Origin of the sequence: Hamadaea sp. NPDC051192, from assembly GCF_040682475.1 — a bacterium.
Lineage (GTDB): Bacteria > Actinomycetota > Actinomycetes > Mycobacteriales > Micromonosporaceae > Hamadaea > Hamadaea flava.
In genome coordinates this window covers 1-22,008 of record NZ_JBFBAZ010000131.1, presented here as the reverse complement: position 1 = coordinate 22,008, position 22,008 = coordinate 1, and the positions used below count along the sequence as shown (strand labels likewise).

At 70.6% G+C, this 22,008-nt stretch carries 22 protein-coding genes; 10 read left to right on the top strand and 12 right to left on the bottom strand.

Annotated elements, in window-relative coordinates; translation table 11 throughout:
• The 3 genes from AB0M47_RS34540 to AB0M47_RS34530 form a co-directional block, all read right to left on the bottom strand.
• On the bottom strand, window positions 1-653 hold a 653-nt coding region (locus AB0M47_RS34540; protein WP_363421628.1), incomplete at its 3' end, for a cellulose binding domain-containing protein.
• 88 nt (window positions 654-741) lie between these two features.
• The gene (locus AB0M47_RS34535; protein WP_363421626.1) at window positions 742-1,122 is read right to left on the bottom strand and encodes a DUF2784 domain-containing protein; all 381 of its coding nucleotides are present in this window, start codon (window positions 1,120-1,122) and stop codon (window positions 742-744) included.
• 159 nt (window positions 1,123-1,281) lie between these two features.
• Window positions 1,282-2,724, bottom strand: coding sequence for a beta-N-acetylhexosaminidase (locus tag AB0M47_RS34530; protein WP_363421624.1), 1,443 nt, complete (start codon window positions 2,722-2,724; stop codon window positions 1,282-1,284).
• 186 nt (window positions 2,725-2,910) lie between these two features.
• Between AB0M47_RS34530 and AB0M47_RS34525 the strand changes: the two genes are divergently transcribed.
• The gene (locus AB0M47_RS34525; RefSeq protein ID WP_253756298.1) at window positions 2,911-3,117 is read left to right on the top strand and encodes a DUF2277 domain-containing protein; all 207 of its coding nucleotides are present in this window, start codon (window positions 2,911-2,913) and stop codon (window positions 3,115-3,117) included.
• A gap of 13 nt (window positions 3,118-3,130) precedes the next feature.
• Here the strand turns inward: AB0M47_RS34525 and AB0M47_RS34520 are convergent, their stop codons facing one another.
• Window positions 3,131-3,406 carry a DUF2630 family protein gene (locus AB0M47_RS34520; protein WP_253756300.1) on the bottom strand — a complete coding sequence of 92 codons (276 nt, stop codon included), beginning with the start codon at window positions 3,404-3,406 and terminating at the stop codon, window positions 3,131-3,133.
• Between the two features lie 120 nt (window positions 3,407-3,526).
• On the opposite strand from AB0M47_RS34520, the gene AB0M47_RS34515 reads away from it, so the two are divergent.
• Window positions 3,527-4,537, top strand: coding sequence for a YbhN family protein (locus AB0M47_RS34515; RefSeq protein ID WP_363421622.1), 1,011 nt, complete (start codon window positions 3,527-3,529; stop codon window positions 4,535-4,537).
• Window positions 4,538-4,747: 210 nt separating this feature from the next.
• Window positions 4,748-5,155 (top strand): DUF2795 domain-containing protein, encoded by a 408-nt coding sequence (locus AB0M47_RS34510; RefSeq protein ID WP_363421620.1) that lies wholly within the window; start codon window positions 4,748-4,750, stop codon window positions 5,153-5,155.
• 61 nt (window positions 5,156-5,216) lie between these two features.
• Here the strand turns inward: AB0M47_RS34510 and AB0M47_RS34505 are convergent, their stop codons facing one another.
• Window positions 5,217-9,140 (bottom strand): P-loop NTPase fold protein, encoded by a 3,924-nt coding sequence (locus AB0M47_RS34505; protein ID WP_363421618.1) that lies wholly within the window; start codon window positions 9,138-9,140, stop codon window positions 5,217-5,219.
• 205 nt (window positions 9,141-9,345) lie between these two features.
• Here AB0M47_RS34505 and AB0M47_RS34500 point away from each other — a divergent pair, with 205 nt between their 5' ends.
• Entirely contained in the window at window positions 9,346-10,596 is a 1,251-nt protein-coding gene (locus tag AB0M47_RS34500) for an SLC13 family permease (protein WP_363421616.1), read from the top strand.
• A 117-nt stretch (window positions 10,597-10,713) separates the two neighbouring features.
• Here AB0M47_RS34500 and AB0M47_RS34495 read toward each other — a convergent pair whose 3' ends face one another.
• Window positions 10,714-11,736 carry a serine hydrolase gene (locus AB0M47_RS34495; RefSeq protein ID WP_363421614.1) on the bottom strand — a complete coding sequence of 341 codons (1,023 nt, stop codon included), beginning with the start codon at window positions 11,734-11,736 and terminating at the stop codon, window positions 10,714-10,716.
• A gap of 96 nt (window positions 11,737-11,832) precedes the next feature.
• Between AB0M47_RS34495 and AB0M47_RS34490 the strand changes: the two genes are divergently transcribed.
• Together AB0M47_RS34490 and AB0M47_RS34485 are read left to right on the top strand one after the other, a co-directional pair.
• A complete protein-coding gene (locus tag AB0M47_RS34490; RefSeq protein ID WP_363421612.1) occupies window positions 11,833-12,888 on the top strand; it encodes a DUF4037 domain-containing protein in 1,056 nt (351 codons plus the stop codon).
• Window positions 12,889-12,929: 41 nt separating this feature from the next.
• Complete coding sequence (locus tag AB0M47_RS34485) at window positions 12,930-13,463, top strand: hypothetical protein (RefSeq protein WP_363421610.1); 534 nt, start codon at window positions 12,930-12,932, stop codon at window positions 13,461-13,463.
• A gap of 3 nt (window positions 13,464-13,466) precedes the next feature.
• On the opposite strand, the gene AB0M47_RS34480 is transcribed toward AB0M47_RS34485, so the two are convergent.
• Complete coding sequence (locus AB0M47_RS34480) at window positions 13,467-13,937, bottom strand: hypothetical protein (protein ID WP_363421608.1); 471 nt, start codon at window positions 13,935-13,937, stop codon at window positions 13,467-13,469.
• A complete protein-coding gene (locus AB0M47_RS34475; RefSeq protein ID WP_363421606.1) occupies window positions 13,934-14,557 on the bottom strand; it encodes a TetR family transcriptional regulator in 624 nt (207 codons plus the stop codon). The genes AB0M47_RS34480 and AB0M47_RS34475 overlap by 4 nt, the downstream gene beginning before the upstream one ends.
• Before the next feature lie 150 nt (window positions 14,558-14,707).
• Between AB0M47_RS34475 and AB0M47_RS34470 the strand changes: the two genes are divergently transcribed.
• Window positions 14,708-15,304, top strand: coding sequence for a LemA family protein (locus tag AB0M47_RS34470; protein WP_363421604.1), 597 nt, complete (start codon window positions 14,708-14,710; stop codon window positions 15,302-15,304).
• A 19-nt stretch (window positions 15,305-15,323) separates the two neighbouring features.
• Entirely contained in the window at window positions 15,324-17,246 is a 1,923-nt protein-coding gene (locus tag AB0M47_RS34465) for a M48 family metallopeptidase (protein ID WP_363421602.1), read from the top strand.
• A gap of 61 nt (window positions 17,247-17,307) precedes the next feature.
• Here the strand turns inward: AB0M47_RS34465 and AB0M47_RS34460 are convergent, their stop codons facing one another.
• From AB0M47_RS34460 to AB0M47_RS34450, 3 genes are all read right to left on the bottom strand, one after another.
• The gene (locus AB0M47_RS34460; protein WP_363421600.1) at window positions 17,308-18,345 is read right to left on the bottom strand and encodes a hypothetical protein; all 1,038 of its coding nucleotides are present in this window, start codon (window positions 18,343-18,345) and stop codon (window positions 17,308-17,310) included.
• Window positions 18,345-19,019, bottom strand: coding sequence for a hypothetical protein (locus tag AB0M47_RS34455; protein ID WP_363421598.1), 675 nt, complete (start codon window positions 19,017-19,019; stop codon window positions 18,345-18,347). The genes AB0M47_RS34460 and AB0M47_RS34455 overlap by 1 nt, the downstream gene beginning before the upstream one ends.
• 133 nt (window positions 19,020-19,152) lie before the next feature.
• Window positions 19,153-19,737, bottom strand: a complete 585-nt coding sequence (locus tag AB0M47_RS34450; RefSeq protein ID WP_363421596.1) for an AAA family ATPase — start codon at window positions 19,735-19,737, stop codon at window positions 19,153-19,155.
• Between the two features lie 23 nt (window positions 19,738-19,760).
• On the opposite strand from AB0M47_RS34450, the gene AB0M47_RS34445 reads away from it, so the two are divergent.
• Both AB0M47_RS34445 and AB0M47_RS34440 read left to right on the top strand, forming a co-directional pair.
• A complete protein-coding gene (locus AB0M47_RS34445) occupies window positions 19,761-20,072 on the top strand; it encodes an MTH1187 family thiamine-binding protein (protein ID WP_363421594.1) in 312 nt (103 codons plus the stop codon).
• A gap of 147 nt (window positions 20,073-20,219) precedes the next feature.
• Complete coding sequence (locus tag AB0M47_RS34440; protein WP_363421592.1) at window positions 20,220-21,296, top strand: endonuclease/exonuclease/phosphatase family protein; 1,077 nt, start codon at window positions 20,220-20,222, stop codon at window positions 21,294-21,296.
• A gap of 52 nt (window positions 21,297-21,348) precedes the next feature.
• Here the strand turns inward: AB0M47_RS34440 and AB0M47_RS34435 are convergent.
• Window positions 21,349-22,008, bottom strand: a 660-nt coding sequence (locus tag AB0M47_RS34435) for a hypothetical protein (protein ID WP_363421590.1), incomplete at its 5' end; no start/stop codon positions are given.

The window sequence follows — 22,008 nt, the reverse complement described above, 5'->3', positions numbered from 1 at the left end:
CGATACAGGTTGAACGTCACCGACGCCGGATCCGTACCCAGCAACCGCCAACTCACCATGTTCCCCGAACTGGAGTGCACACTGGTCACACCCCGGTTCAGCTTCTCCATCTGCCGCCCCTGCTCCACCGGCGGAGACGTGGAAGTCGACGGGCTGGGCGACGAAGTCGTGGGCGAGGTGGACGGCGATGCCGACGCTGACGATGACGCAGTGGGCGACGCCGGGACCGAACCCGTGCAGGCGACGCCGTTCAAAGTGAACGAGGTCGGGTCGGTGTTGGCGACGTTGTTCCAGCTGCCGTTGAAGCCGATCGCGGTGGATCCGTTGGTGGCGATCGCGGCGTTGTAACCGGCGTCGGTCACCGTGACGTCCGCGCCGGACTGGGTGAAGGTGCCGTTCCAGCCTTGGGTGACGGTCTGCCCGGCCGGGAACGTCCAGCGCAGCGTCCAGCCACTGATCGGATCGCCGAGATTCGTGATGGTGATGTTGGCTCCGAATCCGCCCGCCCACTGGCTCGCTACGGCGTACTCGACGCGGCAGCCGGCCGCCGCCGCCGAGGCGACGAGAGTGGTGGCGGTGAGGGAGGTGGCCGTCAGAGCGGCGGCCGTGGATAGGACGAGGACGGCACGAGGCCGCCGGGGGATGCGAAGCATCCTTCCTCCTGATGCATCCGTGGAGTGTTGCCGGAGCGGTCGAGGGTGGGCGCCCCCTGGATGACCGTCCGGTCAACGTACGACCGGTTCAAACAGTCGTCAATGTCTTCTCACGGTGCAAACGGCGACGGCGAAGGACGAACCCGACCCACGAGACCGCCACGACCGCCCCGACCACAACCTGGATGACGGTCGTATACCGGGCGGGGTAGACCACCCCGGTCAGGTAGGTGTCGATGAACCCTCGGCTCAGACCGGCTTCGCCGGCCCCTCGCCGCCCCCAGCTCTCCAACGCGGTCAGCGGGCAGTGCCAGCCGAAGACCGTGCTGGTCAGCCCCCACGTCGCCATGGCCAGGTGCGGCCAGATCACCCAGGGCCAGCGCCAGGCGAGGAACCCGCCCACCACGAGGAAGACGAGCAGTCCGAAGTGCACGACCATGGTCGCCTCGGCGACCAGCCGATACCCCATGGTTCGAGGTTAACCCCGCAGGCGCGCCCGCGTACCGGAGCTGCGTTGATCATGGACTTTCCGGCTCCGACACACCGTCGAGACCTCAGTTAACTCCATGATCAACGGGCACAGAGAGGGGCGGGGGGCGGGTGAGGGTGGGGAGGGAGGGAGGGAGGGTTAGTGGGGGAGGCCTAGGCGGTTGACGGTGATGGTGCGCTGCTCCAGGCGTACCAGATGGGCGTCGAGACGCTGGTGGAAGTCGGACAGGTCGCGATCCGCGGACCAGGCCACCTCCGCCACCGCCGCGAGCCGCGGGAAGGCGCGGAACTGTACGAGCGAGGGCGTGGGCGTGTACTCGCTCCAGAGCATGCCCTGGGTGCCCAGGACGCGCCCGGCCGCGCCGGTCGGCACGGGCTCGAAGCCGTAGACCCGGTCGAGCGGGGTGTGCCCGCCGATGGCCAGCGGTTCGTCCGGCGACTGCGTCTCGTAGTGATCGAGGTAGACGAATTCTTGCGGCACCGCGACCACCTCGTGCCCGGCCTCCAGCGCGGCGCTCACCCGTTCGGCGCCACGCCAGGCGAAGATCAGCGTGTCCTTCGGCGGCGCGGCCTCGACAAGCTCGTCCCACGCCGCGATCTTGCGGCCGTGCCCGGCCAGGTGGTCGCCCATCTCCTTGATCCACCAGCCCAGCAGCTCGGCCGTGCCGCCGAGGCCCTCGTTGGCCACCCGCTTCTGCGCGGCCTCGCTCGCGGTCCACTCGTCGAGCGGCACCTCGTCCCCGCCGAGGTGCACATACTCGAACGGGAAGACCGCCACGACCTCGTCCAGCACGTCGCGCGCGAAGGCCAGCGTCGCGTCGTCGGTGTTGAGGACATGCTTCGAGATCCCCCACGCGGTACGCACCGGAAGCTGCCGTTCGGGGTCGTTGCCCAGCCACGGGTACGCGGAGATGGCGGCCTGCATGTGGCCGGGCAGGTCGATCTCCGGCATGATCCGGACACCCCGGCGCTCGGCGTACGCCACCAGGTCTCGCAACTGCTCCTGGGCGTAGAAACCGCCGTGCGGGGTCCCGTCGAACTTCCCGTCCCGAGCATGCCCCGAGTTGGACTCCGTCCGGTACGCCCCGACCTCGGTGAGCCGGGGGTACTTGTGCACCTCGAAGCGCCAGCCCTGGTCGTCGGTCAGGTGCAGGTGCAGCGTGTTGAGCTTGTGCAGGGCCAGCAGGTCGACGAATTCGCGGACGAACTCGATCGGGTGGCACCAGCGGGCGACGTCGAGCAGGGCGCCCCGCCAGGGCAGCCGGGGGACGTCGGTGATCTCGGCGTACGGGAGGCCGTCGGGGTGGGCGAGCTGGCGCAGGGTGGACACCGCCCAGCGCAGGCCGGTCTCGGTCGTCGCGAGCGCCTCGACCCCGCTGCCGTCGATCCGCAGCCGGTAGCCCTCCGGGCCGAGCTCGGCGTCCTCGATCAGCTGGAACGAGCCGCCGACGCCGGGCAGCACCTCGGCGAGCAGGCCGGTGATCGCCGGCGGGGCGGTGACCTGGGCGGACTCGGCCGGCGGCAGGACGCCGGGCGGGAAGATCGCGTGGGCCGGACGAGGGATGATCGCGGGCTCGGGCATGGGGAACTCCCTGCTGAGGGGACAGCGCTTTCCTCGACCATGATCGCAGAGTCGACGATTGATCGTGGGGCGGCTACCGCTCTCGCAAGTCTGGCGTGGGTGGCCGGCTTCCGCTCTCGCCGGTCCTATGCGGGCGGGCGGCTTCGGGGGCGGTCGTCTGTCGGTGTTCCGCGCGATAATCGGGCCATGTGCCGAAGCATCAAGACGCTGCGCCCGCCGTTCCAGGAATTGGTGACGGAGGAGGACATCCGGGCGGCCGCGCTCCAATACGTCCGCAAGATCTCCGGCTTCCGCGCGCCCGCCGCGCACAACGCCGAGGCGTTCGACCGCGCGGTCGAAGCCGTGACTCAGGCGACCGCCGAGCTGCTGGGCTCCCTGCAGGTCCGCCGGTAGCCGTCGTGGATCCTCAGCCGAGGTAGCCCTCGACCTGCGCCGCCGACCGGGCTTCGGCGTCGTCCGGGTTCTGATGGGCAGCCGCCCTGGCGCGACGCTGCCGGAGCAGATCCCAGAACTGGTCGAGTTCGACCTCGATCGCGGCCAGCCGGGGCTGCTCGGTCTCCGGGTTCAGCTGACCGGAGCTGAGCTTCGACCGGAGCTCGCGCTCCTCGGTCTCCAGGTCGTTGATGTGCTTGAGGATCTGGTCGTCGGTCAGATGCCGGCGCTTGTCGGCCTGGTCGGACATGGTGCTCCTCCTGTCGGGCGTCCCCCGCGCGGCTGGGACACGTAGCTCAGTCTGCCAGCGGATGTGGCGTCCGTCATCCGATCTTGCGGACCAGGCCACGCCAGGAGCACGCTTTCTGACGTGAGCGAGGCTGCGATCGCGGCGGCCCGCCCCTCGCGCAAATGGCTGCGGTGGGCGGCGTACTCCGTCACAGCCGCGATCGTCTTCTTCGTGCTGCGAAACCGCCTTCCCCACCCCGCCGACGTGATCAACGCCGCGCACTCCGTGGACCTCCGCTGGTTCGCCCTCGCGAGCGTCGCCCAGCTCTGCTCCCTGGCCAACTTCGCCCGTCAGCAACGGCGACTGCTCAGTGCGTTCGGCGTACGCATGACGCTTCCGCAGTCGATGGCCCTGACGCTGAGCCGGTCGGCCATCGCGATCAGCCTGCCCGCCGGATCGGCGGTGTCCGCCGCCTTCGCGTTCCAGCAGTTCCGGGCGAAGGGCGCGAGCAAGCCGGTGGCGACCGCGGTCATGGTGCTGTCCGGCGTGATGTCGTTCGTCGGGCTGGGCGTGCTCTACCTGATCGGCGGCACCGTCACCGGGCTGATCAGCCTGTGCGTCGGCGCGGCCAGCCTGGTCGGGCTGACCGCCCTGGTCGTGGTGCTGTGGCGGCGCTGGAACCCGACCTCCGACGGCCGGATCGCCCGCCTCGTACGCTCAGCGCACGACGTCGCACCCCGGCACTGGCTCCTCGCACTGCTCTTCGCGGTGGTGAACTGGTTCGCCGACCTGCTCTGCCTCTTCGCCGTCGCCCGGTCGTTCGACGTGAGCCTGTCGATCGGCGCGATCGCGGCGACCTACCTGGGCGTGCAGATCGTCCGGCAGATCCCGCTGACCCCGGGCGGCATCGGCGTGATCGAGACCGGCCTGCTCGCCGGGCTGGTCGGCGCGGGGGCCGCCAGCGCTCCGGCGGCGGCGACCGTCCTCGGCTACCGGGTGCTCTCCTGCTGGCTGATCATCCCGGTCGGCTTCCTCGCCTGGACCGCGCTGCGCCGGGCCGGACGGGCGGCGCTGGACGCGGTCACCCCGGCGCTGGACGTGGTGGCTCCGCCGCCCGTCGCGGACGCCGAACCCGAGCCCGCCCCGGTCTGACCCCGCACTCCCCCACCGCCTTGGGCACTGGGTGCAGATCACGGTTACGCATGCCTCCCGCGCCCAGATTGCCTGCACAAACGTGATCTGCAGCCAACGGGCCGTGATCTGCAGCCAACAACCGTGATCTGCTGCCAACGTCAGCCCAGCGGAAGGCGTGGACCTGCGAGTGGGGCGTTTCAAGCGCCCCTCCACGGGTACGCCCCGCGCATGGAGCGTGGGAGCAGCAAACACGGCCCCCAGCTGGACGACGAGATGGCCCGGGAGACCCGGGTGCTGACTCAAGGCAGCGGTGGTGGGCGTACCGAGGAGTGGCGGGAAGCCGAACCGGCCGGCGACGGACAACCCGAACCGAACTGGGCCCTCGAAGGCAGCATCGACGTCGCGGAAGGGGATGAAACCGACGCCGATCGGCGAGACTGGCGTGCTCGGCTGGGGTCGTTCTTGCACAAGAGCGACTTCCCAGCGGGCCGCGAAGATCTCGTGAACACCGCGCAGGCCGAGAACGCCCCGCCAGAGGTGCTCGCGGCGCTGGAGAAGCTGCCCGTCGACGGGCGGTACGCCAACGCCCGCGAGCTGTGGGGCGCGCTCGGACTGCGGATCGACGAGCGGTTCTAGCTGATCTTGAATGGGAAACGTCGCCCGGGCGAGGTTTCCCATTCAAGATCAGCCAAGTGAGCTAGAGGTACCGGACGGCGATCGACGCGAACACTTCGCGGTCGGTCCCCGGCCGGTCGAACAACCGGCGCAGGCCGCGAATCGTGGGGTCGTCGGCGTCCAGCCCGGCAGCCTCCGCGGCCTGCTTCCAGCGTTCCTCGTCACCGGCCGAGTCCAGCAACTCCGCCAGCGTCGTCCGCGCGGCGGTGCTCTCCTCGCCGCGAAGCGCCCCGAGTGTGTCCAGAAGCCACGGCCAGCGGACCATGAGCTCGACGAACCGGGCCATCTCGATGCTGTGCCGTTCGACCGCCGAGATGCTGCTGCTCAGGTGCCCGGTGAGGTAGTCGAGGACCATGTAGAAGCGCCACAGGTTGAGGAAGGCCTTGGTCTGCCGCGGATTGCGCTGCGGCAGATTCAGCACCGCCGTACGCAGTGCGAGCCGGACAGGCGGCAGCCGCTCCAGGTCCTCCGCGAGTTGCGCCCCGGTCGCGGTGTCCGAGGGAGCCGACGGATCGAGCGCGGCGAACGGCGCGGCCAACCCCGCCGGATCAGCCGCCACCCCCGGTCCCTCCGACAGAGTTCCCGACGGAGAAGCCGCCGCCCGCTGAGCCGGAACCCGAGAAGCCGGCGTGGGCGAAGCGTCGAGCAGCGCGTCGAGATACGACGCCATCGCCTGATCGCGTACGCGCGGAAGCCGGATCGGCAGGTCGAGGATCTTCTCCATGAACCGCCACCCAGTGTGCTGGAGGTGGCCGAACGTGGCGGGGTCGTCGTGCGCCCGCCGCCGCAGTGATTCGTACACCGTCTCCAGCTGCGCCGCGACGGTCGCCGGATCGAGCGCGATCACGAACAGGCAGTCGCCGAACGCCTTGTTCAGGAACAGGTTGACCGCCTCGATGGTGTCCGAGACGATCGCCGGGCTGCACCGGTCGAGGTCGTCGACCATGATGATCACCGGCGAGTGGGCGGTGGCGAGCGCGACGACTTCGCGTACGTCGTGTTGCAGCATGTAGAGGTAGCCGCGTTGGCTGTTCTCCAGCGGGTCGCGGGCGGCCTTCCAGTCGCGGTCGCCGTCGTCCGCGGCGACGCCGTCGGCGGCCGGGCGGGTCAGCACGTCGGGCGAGATCCAGCCGCGTACCTGTTTGAAGCTGGAGAAGGCCAGGTTGCCGATGATCCAGGCGGCGGTGATGCCGATGACCGCGCCCGAGCCGAGCAGCGCGTTGAAGTCGGTGTTGTTCCAGGCCGCGACGCCGACGGCGACCACGCCCATGATCACGATGGTCGCGACGGTCAGCCCGATCAGCATGCCGACCAGGGTCCGGGGGATGTAGCTGGCGAGGATGCGCTTGCGCATCGCGGCCGGGTCGGTTCGCCGCAGGTTCAGGTCGAACCACAGCCGCTCGCGCTGCGCGGGCGGCAGCCGGTCCGTGATCGAGGTCAAGATCTCCCGGGTCAGCCCGGCCCAGACCTGGTCGGGCTTCTCGTACATCCACGGGTTGAACCACACGGTGATCGCCGTGCTGTCCGCGTCGGCGCGCGGCCGCATCTCGTACTCCAGTCGCTGGTCGGCCTCCGCGGGCCGCGCGATCTGCCGCCAGGCCCAGGCTCTGGTCAATCTGGTACGCACAACGCCGCCCTGCCACTTTGTTCGTCGGCCGGCGAACAGCCCCTTCGGCGTCTCCGCCTCGGGCCGGGCGAGCAGTTCGTGCGTCGTCTCGACCGGGGTCTTCGCGTCCGCGGCCAGCGCCCCCGGCGGATCCACTTTGGCGCGCAGCTGGCGGAGGACGCTCGACTTGCCCTGGCCCCACGGCGCGTGGATGCCGACGACCACGGGCGGCTTGGTGCTCGGCGACATCAACACCGAGTGGATCGTGTCGATCAACCCGTCGCGGGAGAGTTTGTCGAGGTCGGTGGGCTGATCCTGGAGCAGGATCGAGGCCGGGCGGACGGCGGATCCGATCGAGCCGCCGGACCGCAGGAGGCTGCCGGTCGCGATCGGCCAGAGGCGTACGCTGCCGTCGTCGTCGGCGGCGAACAACGCCGGGCGCGTGACGCCGGAGCCGCGGCCGTCCGGTGGTGCGATCTCGACGACGCCCAGCGCCCGGACCGTCGAGGTGCCGAACCGGACCGGCTTGCCGACCGGGGTGCCGTCGGTCTGCCAGACCATCACCCGGCCGTCGTCGAACCCGCCGAAGATCAGGACTTCCTGGCCGATCCGGGCGGCGGCCAGCGCCGAGACCTGTGCGCTGCTGTGGGTGTACCGGAACCCGGAGGCGACCGTACGCGCGACGGGGTCCACGTATTCCAGGACGCAGGTGTCGCCGTCGGGCCGGGCGGTGACGACCTGATGCCGGGTGCCGTCGTCGAGCGCGCACGCCGCCGAGATCTGCTGGCTCGACACCACCGAGACGGCCTCCGGGCTCTGCACCGCCACGACGCGTACGCCCCGGGTGGAGGCGACGGTGAGCAGCGCTCCGTCGGCGTACGGCACGGCCACCAGGGCGTTGACCGCCCCGCAGTCGCTGATGAGGACGGCGGCCTGGTCCCCCTCGGACAGGCCGCAGATCCGGACCGAGCCGTCGGCGCTGCCGCTGGCGACGTACTGAGCGCCGCGCAGACGGAAGGGCGCTAGCGCCCAGACCTCGCCTTGATGCCCCATCGGCAGTTCGGTACGCAGTCCGCCGGAGACGGGGTCCCAGTCGAACACCCGCCGGTCCGCCCCGCCGCTGATCAGGTGCGGGTTCAGCGCGGTGCCCGCCGAGGTCAGCGAGCGGACGGTGCTGACGTGCGCCTTCAGGGCGAGCGGCTGCCGGGCGGTGTTCATCGGGTCGAACCCGCCCGGCGGCAGCTCGGTGTCGGGGTCGAGGACGTGGACGGTCTGGTCCACTCCGGCGCACGCGACGTACTGCCCGTTCGCGGTGACGCCGCTGACCGCGACCCAGGTCGTGCCGGGCGCGGCGAACAGGTCGCGCCCGGTGACGTCGCTGATCAGCTCGGTCTGCAGCGGGGTCATCTCGACCCGGCCGTGCATGTCGCCGGAGGCGATCACCACGCCGCCGTCGGCGGTGGTCGCGCAGGCCAGCGCCCAGACCTCGCCGAGGTGCCGGGTGATCTCCCGGAGCGGCCGGTCGGTCGGCCCGTCGAAGCGCCACAACGCCACCGAGCCGCTGGCCGACGCCGACACCAGCAGCGGCGTCTCCGCGTCCCGGACGAACCGAAGGCGGCGGACCGTCGAGGCCTCGTACAACGTGCGCCCCGGACGCAGGCCCGCGTCGCGGTCGGCGATCCACAGCTTGACCGTGCCGTCGGCGCTGCCGCTGGCGACCACGTACCCCGAGGCCGGTTCATCGACGGCGATCAGCGACCAGATCTGGCCGCCGTGGACCCGGGGCTCACGCGACACCCTGCCGCGATCGAGGTCGTGCAGATCCCAGGTGGCCAGCGAGTTGTCGTTGTACGCACACGCCAGCCACTGCGAGCCGAGCGCGCGATAGGCGCAGATCTTGAACGGGCGCACATCCCCGCCGCCGGCGGAGTCAGGCAGCCTCGTCACCCCGCTCGCCTCCGGCCTCCACAGCACCACGCCGTCGTCGTGGATCGCCGCGACCACCTGGGTTCCGTCGGCCAGCACCCCGACGGCCACGTCTTGGACGGCGCCCTCACCGATCTGCTGGGCGGCGGCCTGGCGGCCGGTGGCCAGGTCGAAGAGCCGCACCACCCCGTCAGCCCCGCCGACGACGAGCCGATCCGGTACGCCGTCCCGCCCCGGCAGCCGGGCGACCGAATGGGCGGCGATCCCGGTGGCGAGCACCCGGATGACCTCGTTCTCCGGCGCCGTACGCAGTTCGACGCCCTGACTGCGGCTGGCCGCGATGATCAACTCGCCGTCGAGACGCAGGAACGTCATGTTCTCCACAGCGCCGCCGAGCCTGGTCAGTTCCGCCACGCGGTCGTCCCCCGTTCGCCCTTGCGGTCTTGTTGTACCTTCTGGCAAGGCACTTCCATCGCACTTGTCGAAGGCACTACGTGGATATCATGCGGCGTTCCTGTTCGGGTGTCCGGTTCATGACCCATCCCGGGGTCACCCCGGGCCCGGGTGAGACGAGCGAACGGTGAAGATGAGCACCCGACGGCGCCGCGAGGTGGCAACCGTGGACGAAGACCTCTCCGCCCCCTCGGCGGCCGCTCCGGCGGAACCCACCTCGGCGGCCACTGCGGCGCACCCGCGCGGCCTGCTCGGCCGGCTCAGCGGGATGGATTGGCTGGCGATCGCGCTGCTGGTCGCGGGCGGTCTGGCGACCGCTACCGGCCTCCTGCCGGCGCGCGACGCGAGCGAGACGCTCGAGCGCATCCTGCCGATCCTGATCTTCCTGTTCTCGGTGGTCATCCTGGCCGAGCTGACGGCCGAGGCCGAGGTCTTCGACGTGATCGCGGCCCGGGTCACGATCGCGGCCCGGGGCAGCAACATCGCGCTGTTCTGGCTCTGCCTGGCCTTCGCCGCGCTGACCACGATGTTCCTGAACCTCGACACGACCGCCGTCCTGCTCACGCCGGTCATGCTCGCGACCGCCGTACGCGCCGGGGTCGCCCCCCTGCCGCTGGCGATGACGACGGTGTGGCTGGCCAACACGGCGAGCCTGTTGTTGCCGGTCTCCAACCTCACCAACCTCCTCGCCGCCGGCCGCGTAAAGCTCAGCCCGGTCGCCTTCGCCGAGCGGATGGTGCTGCCCCAACTCGCCGCGATCGTCGTCGTCGCGGGTTGTCTCTGGATCTTCTATTGGCGGCGCAACCCGCCGCGTTACACGCCGCCGAGTCCGCACCAGGCGGGCAACCGTCCACTGTTCTGGGTCGCCTCGGTCTGCTGCGCGGTCTTCATCGTCGGCCTGCTGCTGGACGTGCCGCTGGAATACATGACGCCGGTCTGCACGGCCGTCCTCGTCGCCGCGTTCGCGAAGTGGGGGCGGCGGCACCTGCGCTGGAGCCTGATCCCGTGGCGGCTGGTCGTCTTCGTGACCGGCCTGTTCCTCGTGGTCGAGACGGTCGGCCAGCACGGCCTCGACTCGATGATGACCTCGCTGATCGGCACCGATCCGGGCGCCGCGGGCACCTGGCGGGCGGCGATCGCGGGCGGCGGCTTCGCCAACATCCTCAACAACCTGCCCAGCTACGTCGCCGGCGAGGCGGTCATCCCGGAGGCCAACCACACGCAACTGCTCGGCCTGCTCATCGGCACCAACGTCGGCCCGTTGATCACGCCGTGGGCGTCGCTGGCCACGCTGATCTGGGCCGAGCACTGCCGCAACCGGGGCGTGGCGATCGACTGGCGCAAGTTCGTCCTGACCGGTGCCGCCACGGCGGCCGCCGTCCTCGCGGCCAGCGTCGCCGTCCTCATCGTCACCTGACGACCTCACCCTGATCGAGAGCGCTGGATCAGGGTTCCCGGTCGAATCTTGGGGCAAGATTCGACACGGAACCCTGATCCAGCGCGAAAAAACTGCCGCGCTGACAGCGAGAGCGGGTCAGCCGCCGTTGGAGGGGCGGTAGGGGGTGCGGGGGGCGAGGGTGGCGACCCCGGTGACGCCGGTGAGGCGGGCGAGGATGGTCAGGAACGCGCGGCCCATGACCGCCCGCGCCTGCACCGCCGGGTGGGTCGCCCCGAAGTCCTCCGGGTTCGCCTGACCCCGCGCGAAGAAGGCGTACGTGAGCAGGGGTTCACCGGCGGTGTCGAAGACGATCCCGGCCTCGTTGCGGCCGTCGTCGAACCAGCCCGCCTTGGTGGCGATCCGGGCCCGCTCGTCCGAGGACATCTCCCGGCGTACGCCGTCGGTGAAGGCGATCGGCGAGCGCAGCAGCCCCAACAGGTACGCCGTCGAGGCCGGGCTGAGCAGGTCGCCCCGGACCAGCGCCCGGAGCAGGTCGTGCATCTCGGTGGGAGTGGTGGTGCCGAGGAAGAACCGGTTCGGGTTGGCGACCGGCTCCACCTGCGTACGCGGGAAGCCCTTGGCGACGAGGATCTGGTTGATCTCCAGCGCCGGGGCGACCAGCCCACAGAGGCGTACCGCCGTGTCGTCGGAGACGGTGAGCAGCGCGGCGAGCGCGTGGCCCACGGTGACCGAGCTGGGGTAGGCCCCGTCGAGACTGAAGATCCCGTCGCCGCCGGGGATGACGATCGCCGAGGTCACCTCGATGCGCTGGTCGAGCGCGAGAAGCCCGCGGTCGACCTTGTCGAGGACCGCGATCGCGACCGGGATCTTGTTCACGCTGTAGGACTCGACCGTGTCGTCGACGCCGACCTCCACGGCCGAGATCGGTCCGGCCGCGCCTTCGACGCTCACCTTGGCGTTCCAGGTTCCGCCGGCCTTCTTCGCGGCGGCCTTGTAGACCAGGCCGATCGCGGCGGCGGCTTGTTCCGGGGTGGCCTGGGCGGACACGGACGGGCTGGCCTCCTCGGCGGCGGCGGACTCGGCCGTGCCGAACACGGCCGTCGCAGCTGCGACGCTACCGAATCCGAGCGCCGCGCGGCGGCTCATCGGGACGGTCATGCTGATACCTCCTCGTAGCGAGATCATCCGTCGGGAAGACGTATTCGGCGCGGAATTACGTTGCGGGTCGACCGGGATTTCCGGTTTGCTGCGATCATGAAAGGCATCGACCTCTCCCGCACGTACGCCGCCGATGTCGTCGAGCCGCTGCTCACGCGGCACTTCCCGGACCTGCGGTACGCCACCGCCCGGCTGGGTTCCGGGTCGGACATGCTCGGGCTGGACGACGAGATCAGCCGCGATCACGACTGGGGCTGCCGGCTGACCCTGCTGCTGCCGAACGCCGAGCACGCCCGGGTCGCGACCGTGCATGCGATGCTCGAAGCCGAGCTGCCGCCCGAGTACGCCGGCCACCGGGTGCGCTTCCCCGTCACCTGGAATCAGACCGAGTCCCACCAGGTAGAGGTGGCGACGGTGACCGACTTCGCGGCCAGCCGCCTCGGCGCGCGGCCCTCCGATGACCACACGCTGACCACGAAGGGCTGGCTGACCGTCACCGGCCAAGGCGTACTGGAGGTCACCGCCGGGGCTGTCTTCACCGACACGACCGGGGAACTGGGTCCGCTCCGCGACGCCCTGCGCTGGTATCCCGCCGAGGTGGACCGGTTCGTGCTGGCCACCGCCTGGATCCGGATCGGGATGCGGATGTCGTTCATCGGGCGTACCGCCGAACGAGGTCAGGAGCTCCAGTCCCGGATCCTCTCCGCGGCCCTGGCCGGTGAGCTGATGGAACTGTCCTACCTGGTCCACCGTCGCTGGGCCCCGTACGCCAAATGGCGCGAGGCGCTGCTCCCGGCCAAGGAGTCCCTGACCGAGCCGCTGCGGCGGCTACTCGACTCCGGTGACTGGCGTGACCGGGAGCGAGCCGTCCTCGACGCGGCCGAGCTGCTCCTGAAGGTCCAGCGGGAGAACGGGCGGCCCGGCCCCGAGACGGCGGCGGCCCGCTTCTTCGATCGTCCCTTCTGGACGATCGCCGACGAGGTGCAGTCCTCACTGCTGGCCGAGGTCACCGACGCCGGGCTCAAGGCGATACCGCACGGCGTCGGCGCGGTGGGCCAATGGGCCGACAGCGATCCCCTGCTGAGCAATCCGGACAATCGCGCCAAGCTGGCGGAGATCTATGACAACCTGACGGGCGGGCTAACCAGTTAACAGAAGATAACTGGTTAGTCCGATCGTGAGGAGGCACCCCCGTGCGTCTTGCCCGAGCAGTCGCCGCCACCGCCCTGATCACCGCGCTCGGCGTCACCGCCGCCGTCAGTCCGGCCGTCGCGGCCGGGCAGCCGGAGAGCCCGTACGGCGACTCCGGCTGGTTCCCCACGCCCAGTGAGCCCGCCGAGATTCCCGGCGGCGCGCTGTGCGCCTTCCCCATCCGGATCGAGGAGCCGATCGACGGCGTCCGCGGCCGGGTCATCGCCACCGAGCCCGAACTGCAGGAGGAGTACCTCGGCCCGCTGACGGTCAAGGTGACCAACCTGGACACCGGCGCGTCGGCCACCGTCAACGCGAGTGGCCACGGGCACGTGGTCACCTATCACGCCGACGGCAGCCAGACCTGGGACTGGTCCGGCCCGGTCGCCATGGGCTTCCGGCCCGATCGCGCCAACAACCACGCCGCCGGGCTCTACCTGCTGACCGGCCGCTACGTCGCGGAACTCGCGCCCGCGGGCCGCACCCTCAGCTACGCCAAGGGCACGGAGAAGGACATCTGCGCGATGATCGCGTGACGCTCAGGCCGTGGGGCGGCTCTTGCCGATCCGGCCCCACGGCTTGAAAACAGCCAACGTGTACGCGATGAGCAGGCAGACCGGTGACACGACAGGCGGATAGGCCAGATCGCCGACGGCCGCCAGCTCCAGGGAACGCTGGATAGCCGGGGCGAGCCCGACGAGGACGAGCGCCGTGAGGACGAGGTTGAGCACCAGCTTGACCGCCACCCACCAGTACCTGACCAGGCCGTAGCGGCTGCCGAGGCCGAGCAGCAGCCCGCTCAGCAGACTGATCGTTCCCGTGGTCAGCAGCGACGGCACCGCGAAGGTGTCCAGCGCCCGGAAGCTGAGCATCCGGGTGTCCGGGTCGTCCGTGGTCGCCGCGACGCCGACGAAGACGGCCATCACCACGTCGACGCCGAGCCACCCGCCGGCCGCCAGGATGTGGACGAGCAGGATCGCTTTACGCGTACGCGGGCCGAACCGTTTCACGACTGTCCTCCCAGGCCGGTGGCGAGCAGGTCGAAGGCGCGTACGCCGAACTCGGTCGTCTCGGCGGCGAGCCGATCCGGCGCGACCTCGGCGGCGACGGCCCGCCGGACGTGATCGATGAGCGCGCGATGCACTCCCATCAGCGCGTTGGCGATCACGTACGCCGTGACCTCGTCAGCGCCCGGCTCGGCGGCGAGGAGCCCGGCCAACGCAGCGGTCGCCTCGGCCATGACCCGCTGCTCCCGCGTACGCAGAGCGGCGCTGCCGGCGATGATCCGGTTGAGCGTCCGCAGCCGCTCCCACGCCTCCGCGTCCGTGGCGACCTGGGCCAGCAGTCCCCCGGTACGCAGCAGTCGATCCCGGAACGCGGCCAGCGCCGGCACACCCGGCGCACGATCACGGACGGCGTCGACGAGCCCGCTCTCGAAGCTCTCGAACCGCGAGTAGAAGAGGTCTTCCTTGGCCGGGAAGTAGTTGAAGACGGTCGCCTCGGCGACCTGAGCCTCGCGGGCCACCTCGGCGACGGTCACCCGGTCGAACCCGCGCTCGGCGAACAACCGGCCCGCGACCTCGGCGAGGTGTCGCCGAGTCTGCTCCTTCTTGACCTCCCGCAACCCCATGGCGCTAATCTTAGTGCGACTCTAATATTGGGGCAACCACAAGTTTGCGAAGCCGGTCCCCCGGCGTTGATCAGACCCGGTGGACTCGATTGCTTAGGCTGGAGTGAAGATCCCAAGGGGGAACTTGTCCGGCTGCCCAAGGAGAGCGCCATGGAATGGCTGATCGGCATCGTCTGTCTGGTTCTGATCGTGCTTGTCGTCGGCGGGTGGGGCGTATCCGTTTACAACGGGCTCGTTCGCGCGCGCAACGGATACAAGAACGCCTTCGCCCAGATCGATGTGCAACTCACCCGGCGGCATGACCTGATCCCCAACCTGGTGGAGACCGCCAAGGGGTACATCAAGCACGAGCGGGAGACCCTCGAGGCCGTCACCGCGGCGCGGACCCGGGCCGTCACGGCGCAGTCCGCCGCCGGCGCGAACCCGGGCGACCCGGCCGCGATGCAGGAGCTGGGCGGGGCCGAGGGCATGCTGACCCAGGCGCTGGGCCGCCTGTTCGCGGTCGCCGAGGCCTACCCGGATCTGAAGGCCAACCAGAACATGATGCAGCTCTCCGAGGAGCTGACCAGCACGGAGAACCGGGTCGCGTTCGCGCGTCAGGCATACAACGACTCCGTCATGGCCTACAACAACAAGCGAGAGGTCTTCCCGGCGAACATGATCGCGGGGATGGGCGGCTTCGGCCAGGCCGCGCTGCTGGAGATCGAAGACCCGCAGCAGCGTCAGGCGCCCAAGGTCCAGTTCTGAGCCCGGGCGGACCCCTCGGATGGACTTCTTCGGCCGCCAGCAACAGGTACGCCGCATGTCGGCACGCCTGGTGGTGCTCTTCGTCGTAGCCGTCATCGGCATCATCGTCACCGTCGCGCTGGCGGTGATCACGGCGTTCGGCGCCTGGGATGAGGATCCCACGACGATCGTCGGCCTGGCCGTCGCCGCCGCCTTCGTGACCGGACTGTCTATCGGGCTGGCCAGCCTGTTCCGGACGGTCAGCCTGCGCGGCGGCGGCGGCAAGGTCGCCATCGAACTGGGCGGCGTCCTCGTGCCCCAGGACACGACCGATCCACAGCTCCGGCGACTGCGCAATGTGGTCGAGGAGATCGCCATCGCCTCCGGCGTACCGGTGCCGGAGGTATATGTGCTGCCTCGGGAGCAGGGCATCAACGCCTTCGCCGCGGGCTGGTCGCCGACGGACGCGGCGGTCGCGGTCACCCAGGGGTCGCTGGACCGGCTCAACCGCGACGAGCTGCAGGGCGTCATCGCCCACGAGTTCAGCCACGTCCTCAACGGGGACATGCGGCTCAACATCCGGCTGATCGGGTTGCTGTTCGGCATCCTGTTCCTCACCGTCATCGGGCGAGAGCTGCTGCGCTGGGGCTTCTTCGCGGGCGGCGGCAACAACCGGTCGTCCCGGGACGGCGAGAAGTCCGGCGGCAACCCGTTGCCGCTGATCGGCATCGCGATGGTCGGCGCGGGGCTCATCGGGGTCTTCGCCGGACGGCTCATCCAGGCGTCGGTGTCCCGGCAACGGGAGTACCTGGCCGACGCCTCGGCCGTGCAGTTCACCCGCCAGACCTCCGGCATCGCCGGGGCGCTGAAGAAGATCGGCGGGCTGCCGACCGGGTCGCAGATCCGCAATCCGCGCGAGGAGGAGGTCGGGCACATGCTGTTCGGCTCCGGCCGCCGCCTCAGCTCGCTGTTCGCCACCCACCCGCCGCTGGCCGACCGGATCAAGGTGCTGGAGCCGGAGTTCGACCCGGCCGAGCTGGACCGACTGGCCCAGCAGTGGGCGCAGCAGCCGCCGGACGGGCAGCAGGAGGACATCGCGCTCGGCTTCGCACCGCCCGCGGCGGCCGCCCCGGCTCCCGCGGCCAAGGCGGCGGTGCAGCCGCACGTCGTGGTGACCCAGGTCGCCGCCCCGACCAGCGAGTCCTATCAGCGGGCCGGAACGCTGCTCGGCGAGATCCCCGAGGCCGTCCTCGGCCGCGCCCGGAATCCGCATACCGTCGGCCCGCTGGTGCTGGGGCTACTCATGGCGGAGGACCCGTCGGCCCGGGAGGCCCAGCACCGGACACTGCAGGAGAAGCTCGGCCAGCGAATCGCCGACGCTGCCCTGGCCGAGGCCGGTGACCTGGCCACGCTCGCCCCGGCACACCGGCTGCCGCTGGCCGAGATCGCCTTCCCGGCACTGCGCTCGCTGGCCACCGCCGACCAGCAGGCTCTGCTCGGCGCGGTCTTCGCGCTGATCCACGCCGACGGCCGGATCACCGTCTTCGAGTACTGCCTGTCCCGGCTGCTGCTCGGCCAGCTCCAGGAATCGATGAAGCCCAACTCGGGCTGGCGGGAGCCGCAGCGTACGCTCGCGGCCTCGACGGACGCCGCGCTCATCCTGCTGGCGGTGCTCGCCCAGGCCGGCGCGGTCAGCGCCACCCGCGCCCAGAGCGCGTTCGACGCCGGCGTCGCCGTCCTCCTGCCCGGCAAGCAGGCCGAGTACATCGCTCCCCCGCGCGGGGTCGTCGAACTCGAGTCGGTCTGGGCGGCGCTCGACGGTCTCGTCCCAGACGACAAGTCCCGTCTGGTGCAGGCGATCGTGGCAGTCATCGGATCCGACGGCACGGTGACCGTCGCCGAAGCCGAGCTACTGCGGACCGTCTGCTCCCTGCTCCACTGCCCGCTCCCCCCGCTCAGCTAGCCCCTTCTACGCTGCCGGCACCCTTTTTGGCATTGGATCAGGGTTCTCGGTCGAATCTTCCTCATGATTCGACCGAGAACCCTGATCCGCCGGGGGCTCGGTACTTGTCGAGGTCGGTGGCCCGCTCGTCGTACGCCAGCCGCGTCAGCTGCGAGCTGAGCGTCCACATCGCACGCTCCTCGCTGAGGCCGTCCGGCAGCCGCAGGCCCAGCGCTTGGGCAAGGGGTACGCGGCCGACGTTCACCATCGCGCGTACGGCGGCGGACCAGTCGTCGGTCGTGATGACGGCCGCCCGGTACCAGGCGATCGACAGCAGGACCAGCGCGGCCACGGTGGACCACACCGCGACAGAGCCGTCGGCCGCACCGGAGGCCACCGCGCCGACGGCGAACGCCGCGACGATGAGGTGCCCGTAGAGCAGGCAGACGAAGAAGTCCACAGTGGTCCGTGCCTGGTCCACCTGCTTCGCCGTACGCTCGGGCACGACCGCGGTCAGCTCGTACCAGAAGACCTGGGAGTCGAGGCGGTACCGGTCGTAGCCGTACTCCTCCAGTCGCCGGATCGCGTTGCCGAGCCGGGTCGCCACCACCTGACCGTCGTCCACCGGAAAGCGGCGCAGCCGCTCGTGCAGCAGTCCACGTTGGACCGGGCCGCGCCGGGCGTCGGCGGTTACGTGGCGGCCGACCAACGGGTGCGCCCGCATCGCGGCGAGCGCCGCCACCCCGTCCTCGTCCAGCGTCCCGTTCGCCTCCGCGTCGGCCAGACGAGCCGCGTCGAGGCGGTCGGCGAGCAGGTGCTTGCGGCGCAGCATGCGACGACGGCCCGCCGCCACGAACGGGCGGGGCCAGCCGAAGTAGCCCTCCAGAATCCGGTAGAGCGGCGTCTGGACGGCGGCGAGCAGCAGCCCGGCCAGGATCGCCGTGGCCAGGGCCAGCAACCCCGTACGCGTGGCGTCCTCGGCCAGGTCGCTCAGCCGCGGCAACCCCGCTACCCCGGGAAGCAGCCACGCAGCGATGATCACATTGAGCGCGGCGGGCAGGATCCAGCCGACGACCAGTCCCCAGCCGCCACTGAGGACCCCCTTGACGATGTCGCTCACTAGCGGCTCCGGAAGCGACGGAACAGCCGCGTCAAGAACGGTTCGTAATGCTCCGTGCGCGGACCTGGCGTCGTGCCGCCTCGGCCGCCGTCACTGAGGTACGGCCCCGGTGGCGCCGAGCCCGGGGCGTTGTCCCAAGGCGCGTCCCCCAGAAAAGGGCCGGGCGGCGGTGAACCCGGCGGCTGCGGGACGTTCCAGCCCTGGTCGCCCAGATAAGGCCCCGGCGGCGGTGACCCCGGCGACTGCGGCGCGTTCCAGCCCTGATCCGCCAGATACGGCCCGGGCGGAGCCGAACCCGACTGCTGCGGGGCACTCCAGCCCTGGTCGGCCAGATACGGCCCCGGCGGCGGTGACCCCGGCGACTGCACCGGAGACGGCCCGGCGTCCCAACCCTGGTCGGCCAGATACGGCCCAGGTGGAGCCGATCCCGGCGGCTGCACCGGTCGCGACCATTGCGGCGAGGGCGGCTGCGGGACGAACGGCGACGGCGCGGGCGGCGGTGGGACGACGGGTGGCGGGGCGACCGGCTGCGGCGCGGCGACCGGTGGCGGCGCGTCCCAGCCGTCGTCGGAGAGGTACGGGCCGGGCGGCGCCGCGGTCGGCAGATGGAAGTCCTCCGGCGACGGCGGCGGGCTGATCGGCGGCGGAACGGGCTGTTCGTCTGGTGTAGACATACGCGACCTCCCCAGGGCCGGGAACGGAAAGCGACCACATCGTACTGCCGGGGAACTCTGGCGGAAGCCCGCCCGGAAGTCCAGCTTCGGATGCGCGTACTCCGATGGATCCGAGCATTCACGCCCGCGACCGCTACGGCTCCTGAGCCCGTTCCACGATCTCGGCGACCTGCCGCGCGAGCGCCTCCCGGCCACCCCGGTTGTCGACGCGCTCGTGCGGCGCCGCCGGCGGCCGGTCCGGCCGGATGCGCGCCACGTACGCCCCGTAGTCGGCGAGCTTGGCCCCGTCCCGGGCCAGCCCTCGCGTCTCGATCCGGCCCCGCAGCGTCACCGGATCGGTGTGCACCCAGATCAGGCGTACGCGCGGGCCGCCGAGCGCGGCGACCCAGGCGTCCCATCGGTCCGGATCATGGATCGGGCCGCTGAACGGTCCGGACAACAACACCGGACAGCCGTGCGAACGCACTTCCCGGGCGGTGGCGGTGAGCCCGGCGTACTCGTGTTCCTTGATGTGCTCGTCATACCAGGGTCCCTCGCGTTCCCCCGCCGGCCGCCCGTACGCCGCCAGCGTCGCGGCCACGAAGTCGCCGTAGAGGGTGTCCTTGTCGAGCAGGGCCGGCACCGGATCGAGGCGCTCCAGCAGCAGCCCGGCGACGGTGGACTTGCCCGCCCCGGGCGGCCCGGCGACCACCCACACGTCCGCGACCTGGTCTTTCACGCCCCGATGATAGCCTCGTGATCATGTCCGTTCTGGTCGCGTTCAGTGTTTCCCCGGTCGGCACCGGCGAGGACGTCGGGGAGATCGTCGCCGAGGCCATTCGCGTCGTACGCGCGTCCGGCCTGCCCAATCGCACCGACGCCATGTTCACCACCATCGAAGGCGAGTCCTGGGACGAGGTGATGGCCGTCGTCAAGGCCGCCACCGAGGCCGTGCACGCCCGCTCTCCGCGTACCGGGCTGGTGCTCAAGCTCGACTGGCGCGACGGCGTCAGCGGAGCGCTCGACGCGAAGGTGGCGACCGTCGACCGCCTCCTCGGCGAAAACGGGGACTGACCGGATCGATCGATTTGATGGCACAATCCCCCCGACCGCCACGAGCCTGCGGGCTCGGTCCGGTTGGTCTTCGTCGATTCCAACGGCCGTGAGTCCAGCGCACGGAGGAGTTCGACGACCACGTAAGACCTGGGGAGGAGCGAAGTCGTGGTTCGCAGGAGTTTGGCGATCTTGGTGATCGCCGTCGCCGGGATGATCATCCCGGGCGCGGTGCCCAGTGGGGCCGCGGTTCTTTCGGCCGGCGAGGTCCCGGCCACCAACGTCCTGACGACTCCAGCCCCGGCGGGCGCGGCTACGGCGAATGTCGCTGTCGCCGCCACCGTGGGGCTCAAGGTGATCAGCCACAACATCTGCGGTGGCATGTGTCAGCACGGGACGACCACCAATCTGCCGGTCGTGGCCAATCTGGTGGACGCCTACTCGCCGCACCTGATGATGTTCCAGGAGGTGTGCTACCAGCAGTTCGAGTGGTTCGGCGCGCACACCTTCACCTCGGGGCAGTATCAGCTGGGCTTCACCGCGATGCTCACCGACTACACCGGTTGCGGAGCGACGAATTGTGCGGTCAACGAGGACGCGGATCCATCCAATGACGACCGACGCTGCTGGATAGGTCAGGTCATGGCCGCTCGGGGCACGCTGAGCGGCCGCGACGAGATCTCGGTCGGCGGCGAGCGTCATCAGATCAACGGGTCGACTGCGGTCAATCCGCGGACCTTCCGCGCGCTGTGTTTCGACGTCAGCCTGCCGGAGTTGGGCAGCCGCGTGGTCAAGGGGTGCAGCGTTCATTTCCGTGCATTCCAGGATCCCGCCGGGATCAACAAGCGAGCCCGCACCGCGCAGGCGACCCGCCTGGCCTCCGATCTTGACGGCGACATCGCCAACAGAAAGATCGTCGTCGTGGGCGGGGACTTCAACTCGCACGCCGTCGACCCGGCGATGGACGCGTTCTACCGCCCGGAAACCCTGCCCGGCGGCGGCTTCGGCATGTTCTACGAAGCCGACCAGGACGACGACCGCTACTACGGGACGCGGTGCAGCGCCTCGGCCGCGGCCTGCCGCAGCGGCGCCAAGACCCTCGGGACGGCCACGAAGTACGACTACATCTTCTACTCCGAAACCGTGAACCCGGCCTCGGTGAGCGCCCTGCCGATCGAGGTCGCCGACACCGTCTCCGACCACGACTTCTACCGTGGCCTCATCGAGGTGAGCACCACCGCCTGACCAAACGGCCCCCGAGCGGCGACCACCGCTCGGGGCGCCGGTTCTCGGGGAGCTACCGCGGCGTGCGCTGCGTCGGAACGGCCGGCGTCACGCGTACCGCCGTGTCAGCGGGAAGAGCGGGGATCGCGAGCCGGATCGTGCCCTCAGGCGCGGCCACTGGGTCTTGGCGTTGCGCGGACCCGTCCGTAGTCGAACACCAGGTGGCGACGTACGGACCGGGCGCGAAGCCGCCCAGCGTGACCACTCCCTCCGAAGTGGAGGGAATCCACAGCAGCGCCTTGTTCGACGCGGTGAGGGCCAGGGCAGGACCGCTCGCGATCGGCGCGAACCGGCCCAGGCACTCGCCCGCGAGAAACGCGCGCAGACCGCGAAACCGCACTTCGGCGAGGTGCCCGGCGTATCCCGAGAAGATCGTCGCCCACGGCGAACGGTCGCCGTCGTGGAGAACGGGCAGGTGGCCGAGGCCCGAGCCGATCTCGAAGTCGACTCCGGCGATCGGGTGGCCGTAGGGATCGACCGCACGCAGCGCGTCGGTCCACTCCGGACTGTCGGGTGACCAGGCGAACAGCGCCGGGTGCGCCGCCCAGCGTGCACCCGCGTGCAGGGTCCAGCTCGCCGCGGGCAACGTCATGATCACCGACAGACCCTGCTCGGCGGCCACGTCGAGGACCCGATCGAGCCGCTGCGCGGATTCTCCTGGCGGCTCGGCGGC